3 protein-coding genes are annotated in these 5,498 nt (G+C 64.3%); 2 read left to right on the top strand and 1 reads right to left on the bottom strand.

Annotated elements, in window-relative coordinates:
- Positions 1-915: EAL and HDOD domain-containing protein (locus AC1DYX_RS27015; RefSeq protein ID WP_477264624.1), on the top strand; the 915-nt coding region annotated here is incomplete at its 5' end.
- Positions 916-1,050: 135 nt separating this feature from the next.
- On the opposite strand, the gene metH is transcribed toward AC1DYX_RS27015, so the two are convergent.
- The gene (gene metH, locus AC1DYX_RS27010; protein WP_477264626.1) at positions 1,051-4,806 is read right to left on the bottom strand and encodes a methionine synthase; all 3,756 of its coding nucleotides are present in this window, start codon (positions 4,804-4,806) and stop codon (positions 1,051-1,053) included.
- 355 nt (positions 4,807-5,161) lie between these two features.
- On the opposite strand from metH, the gene AC1DYX_RS27005 reads away from it, so the two are divergent.
- Complete coding sequence (locus AC1DYX_RS27005) at positions 5,162-5,395, top strand: BrnA antitoxin family protein (protein WP_477264622.1); 234 nt, start codon at positions 5,162-5,164, stop codon at positions 5,393-5,395.
- Positions 5,396-5,498: the final 103 nt, after the last annotated feature.

The following is a 5,498-nucleotide window of genomic DNA, read 5'->3' as shown; positions in this document are numbered from 1 at the left end:
GGCCACGGCTTCCGTTTCGCGCTGGACGGCATCGAAGGCGACAGCCTGCGCCTGCAGCGCCTGCTGCCGCTGACCGACTTCGTCAAGCTGGACCTGCGCAGCGTGCCGCCCGCGCAGTTGCCGAATCTCGTGCGCCGCCTGCACGGCATGGAAAAGACCGTGGTCGCGGAAAAGGTCGAGACGCGCGACACCTACCAGGCCGCGATGAACCTCGGCTTCGATTACTTCCAGGGCTTTTATTTTGCGCGTCCGTCCGTGCTGGGCGGGCGCAAGCTGTCGCCATCGCAGCTTGCCGTGATCGACCTGATGAACCTCGTGACGTCGGACGCGGACAATGCCGACATCGAACGCGCCGTGAAGCGCGACGTGACGCTGGCGCTGAACCTGCTGCGTCTCGTGAATACGCCTGCCGTGGGCGCGATCCAGCGCATCGATTCCATCAACCAGGCCCTGCTCGTGCTGGGCCGGCGCCAGCTGCAGCGCTGGCTGCAGATCATGCTGTACGCGGAACCGGCCACGCGCGGCCATAACCAGACCCCCTTGCTGATGCTGGCCACGACGCGCGGCCGCCTGATGGAGTTGCTGGCCCAGCGCCTGCGCCCCGGCCAGCGCGCGGTGGCCGACATCGGGTTCACGGTCGGCATCATGTCGCTGATGGACGTCCTGTTCGGCATCCCGATGGTCGAGATCGTCGAGCAGATCCCCATCGGCGACGAAGTGCGCCAGGCCCTGGTCGGGCGCACCGGCTTCTTTGGCGAGCTGCTCAGGCTGGCCGAGAGCATCGAACAGGCCGACGAGAACACGGAATTCGTGCTGCCCACGCTGAAGGAGCTGCAGATCTCGGGCGACGACATGATCGAGCTGGAGATGTCGGCGTTCCAGTGGTCCGACAGCGTCGTCCGCTACGCGATCTGAAGGGGGCTCGCCTGACCAGTAGCGTAGGGTGGGCACCCTGTGCCCACGCGTAGCGTCAACATGGCGCAAACGTCCGCGTGGGCACGGAGTGCACACCCTACCGCCTCACTACGAACGTGCCCGTCAGACGTGTGATCAGAGGTTCGGCGCGAGATGCCGCTCCAGCTCATCCTTCGGCATATTGCGCCGCCTGGCCATATCCTCGAGCTGATCCAGCCCGATCTTGCCGACCACGAAATACTTCGACTCCGGATGCGAGAAGTAGAAGCCCGACACCGCGGCGCCCGGATACATCGCGAACGATTCCGTCAGCGACATGCCGATCTCGTCGGCCTGCAGCGTCTTGAACAGGTCCGCCTTGACGGTGTGTTCGGGGCAGGCCGGATAGCCCGGGGCCGGGCGGATGCCGACGTATTCTTCCTTGATCAGCTGCTCGTTCGACAGCTTCTCGTCCGTCGCATAGCCCCACAGGTCCGTGCGCACGCGCTCGTGCATGTATTCGGCGAAGGCTTCGGCCAGGCGGTCGGCCAGGGCTTTCACCATGATGGCCGAGTAGTCGTCGCCGGCGTCCTCGAAGCGCTTCTCGATCTTGTCGGCACCCAGGCCGGCCGTCACGGCGAACATGCCGATGTAGTCGGCCACGTGGGAACCCTTCGGCGCGATGAAGTCGGCGAGGCACTGGTTCGGGCGCTGCACGCCGTCCACCACGGGCTTGACGCCCTGCTGGCGCAGTCCGTAGTACGTGAAGGCGACCTCGTTGCGCGTGTCGTCCGTGTAGATCTCGATGTCGTCGTCGTTGACGCTGTTCGCCGGCAGCAGGGCGATGGCGCCGTTCGCGGTCAGCCAGCGGCCGTCGATGATCTTCTTCAGCATCGCCTGGCCTTCCTCGAACACCTTCGCCGCCGCTTCGCCGACCACCTCGTCCGTCAGGATCGCGGGGTAGGGGCCGGCCAGGTCCCAGGTCTGGAAGAACGGGCCCCAGTCGATGTAGCGGGCCAGCAGGGCCAGGTCGACGTTCTTGAAGACGCGGCGGCCGACGAACTTCGGCTTCACCGGCGCGAACGCCAGCTGGGCCTTGTTGGCGCGCGCCTGCTCCAGGCTCACCAGCGGCAACGCTTTTTTATTGGCGTGCTGTTCGCGGATGCGTTCGTAGTCCTGCGCGATCTCGGCGACGTAGTCGTCGCGCACGTCGGCCGTCACGAGCGACTGGCCCACCGACACCGAACGCGACGCGTCCKGCACGTACACCACCGGGCCTTCGTAATGCGGCGCGATCTTGACGGCCGTGTGCGCGCGGCTCGTCGTCGCGCCGCCGATCAGCAGGGGAATGCGGCGGTCGCGGAACCACGGATCGCGCTGCATCTCGCGCGCCACGTGGGCCATCTCTTCGAGCGACGGCGTGATCAGGCCGGACAGGCCGATGATGTCCGCGTTCTCTTCCTTGGCCTTCGCGAGGATCTCGGACGCGGGCACCATCACGCCCATGTTGACGATCTCGAAGTTATTGCATTGCAGGACCACGGAGACGATGTTCTTGCCGATGTCGTGCACATCGCCCTTGACGGTCGCGATCACCATCTTGCCCTTCGGTTTCGCGACGATGCCCGTGCGCGCTTCTTCGGCGGCCTTTTCTTCCTCGATGAACGGGATCAGGTGGGCAACGGCCTGCTTCATCACGCGCGCCGATTTCACCACCTGCGGCAGGAACATCTTGCCCTGGCCGAACAGGTCGCCGACGACGTTCATGCCGTCCATCAGCGGGCCTTCGATCACCTGGATCGGGCGGCCGCCTTCGTTGGCGATCTGCTGGCGCGCTTCTTCGGTGTCCTCGACGATCCATTGCGTGATGCCGTGCACGAGGGCGTGCGACAGACGCTTGCCGACGGGCGCGTTACGCCACTCGAGGTTCTGCTCCTGCCTGGCGCCGCCGGCCTTCAAGGTGCCGGCGAATTCGATCATGCGCTCGGTCGCGTCCTCGCGGCGGTTCAGCACGACGTCTTCCACGCGTTCGCGCAGTTCGGGAGAGAGGTCGTCGTACACGCCCACCATGCCCGCGTTGACGATACCCATCGTCATGCCGGCCTTGATCGCGTGGTACAGGAACACCGTGTGGATCGCCTCGCGTGCCGGGTCGTTGCCGCGGAACGAGAACGACACGTTCGACACGCCGCCCGACACCTTCGCGTATGGCAGGTGCTCGCGGATCCAGCGGGTGGCGTTGATGAAGTCGACGGCGTAGTTGTTGTGCTCCTCGATGCCGGTGGCGATCGCGAAGATGTTCGGGTCGAAGATGATGTCTTCGGGCGGGAAGCCGACCTTCTGCACCAGGGTGTCGTAGGCGCGCTTGCAGATCTCGATCTTGCGCTCGAACGTGTCGGCCTGACCCTTTTCGTCGAAGGCCATCACGATCACGGCCGCGCCATAGCGGCGGCACAAACGGGCCTGGCGCAGGAATTCTTCCTCGCCTTCCTTCATCGAGATCGAGTTCACGATCGCCTTGCCCTGCACGCATTTCAGGCCGGCCTCGATCACGCTCCATTTCGACGAGTCGATCATGATCGGCACGCGCGAGATGTCCGGCTCCGATGCGATCAGGTTCAGGAAGCGCGTCATCGCCGCCAGCGAATCGAGCATCGCCTCGTCCATGTTGATGTCGATGACCTGGGCGCCGTTCTCGACCTGCTGGCGCGCGACGGACAGCGCCTCGTCGAACTGTTCGTTCAGGATCATGCGCGCGAACGCCTTCGAACCCGTGACGTTGGTGCGCTCGCCCACGTTGACGAACAGCGAGCTGTCGTCGATGGTGAACGGCTCCAGGCCGGACAGGCGCAGTGCGACGGGGATCTCGGGCACGGTACGCGGCGGGCAATCGGCCAGCAGCTCGCCGATGGCCTGGATGTGTTCGGGCGTCGTGCCGCAGCAGCCGCCGGCGACGTTGACGAAGCCGGCGTCGGCGAATTCGCGCAGCAGCGCGGACGTGTCGGACGGCAGCTCGTCGAAGCCCGTGTCGCTCATCGGGTTGGGCAGGCCGGCGTTCGGGTAGATGCAGACGTAGGTGTCGGCAATTTGCGACAGTTCTTCCGCGTACGGGCGCATCAGGGCGGCGCCCAGCGCGCAGTTCAGGCCGATCGTCAGCGGCTTCGCGTGGCGTACGGAATTCCAGAATGCCGGGACGGTCTGGCCGGACAGGATGCGGCCCGAAGCGTCGGTGACGGTACCGGAGATCATCAGCGGCAGGCGCGGCGTGTCGGGGTGGTCGTCGAAATACTGGTCGATGGCGAACAGGGCGGCCTTGCAGTTCAGCGTGTCGAAGATGGTCTCGACCAGGATCAGGTCGATACCGCCCTCGACGAGTGCGTCGACCTGTTCGTAATAGGCGGTGACCAACTGGTCGAACGTCACGTTGCGCGCGGCCGGGTCGTTCACGTCCGGGGAGATCGAGGCCGTCTTGGGCGTCGGGCCGAGGGCGCCGGCGGCGTAGCGCGGCTTGTCCGGCGTCGAATACTTCACGCACGCGGCACGCGCGAGCTTCGCGGCTTCCACGTTCATCTCGCGCACGAGGTGCGCCATGTGGTAGTCGTCCTGGGCGACGCCGGTGGCGCCGAACGTGTTCGTCTCGATGATGTCGGCGCCGGCGGCCAGGTAGCGCTCGTGGATTTCCTGGATGATCTGCGGTTGCGTCAGGTTCAGCAATTCGTTGTTGCCCTTGACGAACAGCTCACGGGCCCCACTGTCGGCCGGGGCCGTGAAATCGATGAAACGGCCGTTCGGGCCGCCGCGATAGGCCTGCTCGTCCAGTTTGTATTGCTGGATGATCGTGCCCATCGCGCCGTCCAGGATCATGATGCGGCGGGCGAGGGTCGCGCGCAACTGGGCTTCGACGGGGGACATGGCGTGGACGGCGGTGATCATCGTTGGCTTTCCTGAGGTCTGCTGAAGATAAGTGAAGCGGTAAATATGAGGCGGGTCTGTGATTATACCGTTACTGGCCGAGTTTGTTCCCGGTGCGGCCGAAGGTTCCGGGTTCACTCAAAATCAGACGTGACTGTAAAGACGTTTGTAACATAGTGTTTCAAATGCCACATTGTTACACTAAGATACAAAACGTCCCGAATTAGCAATTTCCCGGATACATACAGGGACGACAATTAAATCCATGGAGCCGCCGCTGGCGTGGTTCCTAGACTACATACAGGCCAATCACGTGCGGGCCTTCGCTCCGCCGCCAAAATGGGAAGAATTGCAAATGAATAAAGAATACGTACCTGAGTGGGACCAGCCGGCAGTCCGCAACGAAGAGATCGCTCCGGCGAAGACCAACGCCGTCGCGGGCGTGAAGCAGATCGTCACGATCCGTCTCGACGTGGACATGCTGGAATGGTTCAAGGCCGCCGGTCCGGGCTACCAGACCCGCATCAACCAGGTCTTGCGCGACTACATGGAAGCGAATCGCGTGCGTGCTCAGGTCGAGCAGCATTGATTCCTTTCATGTAACCGATGGTCGGGGCACAGCGCCCCGCGGGCCTGCGGGCCCGATGACCCGTACGGGATACCATCAGGGGTAATGCCCCACACAACCGAAC

The sequence above is a fragment of the Massilia sp. P2_C2 genome (assembly GCF_056404615.1).
Note: the sequence above shows the minus strand (reverse complement) of the source record. Positions and strands in the feature narration are given on the sequence as shown.

What these genes read in the sequence shown, in the direction of transcription:
- AC1DYX_RS27005 (WP_477264622.1), top strand. Translation starts at nt 5,162, where the DNA reads ATGAATAAAGAATACGTACCTGAGTGGGACCAGCCGGCAGTCCGCAAC.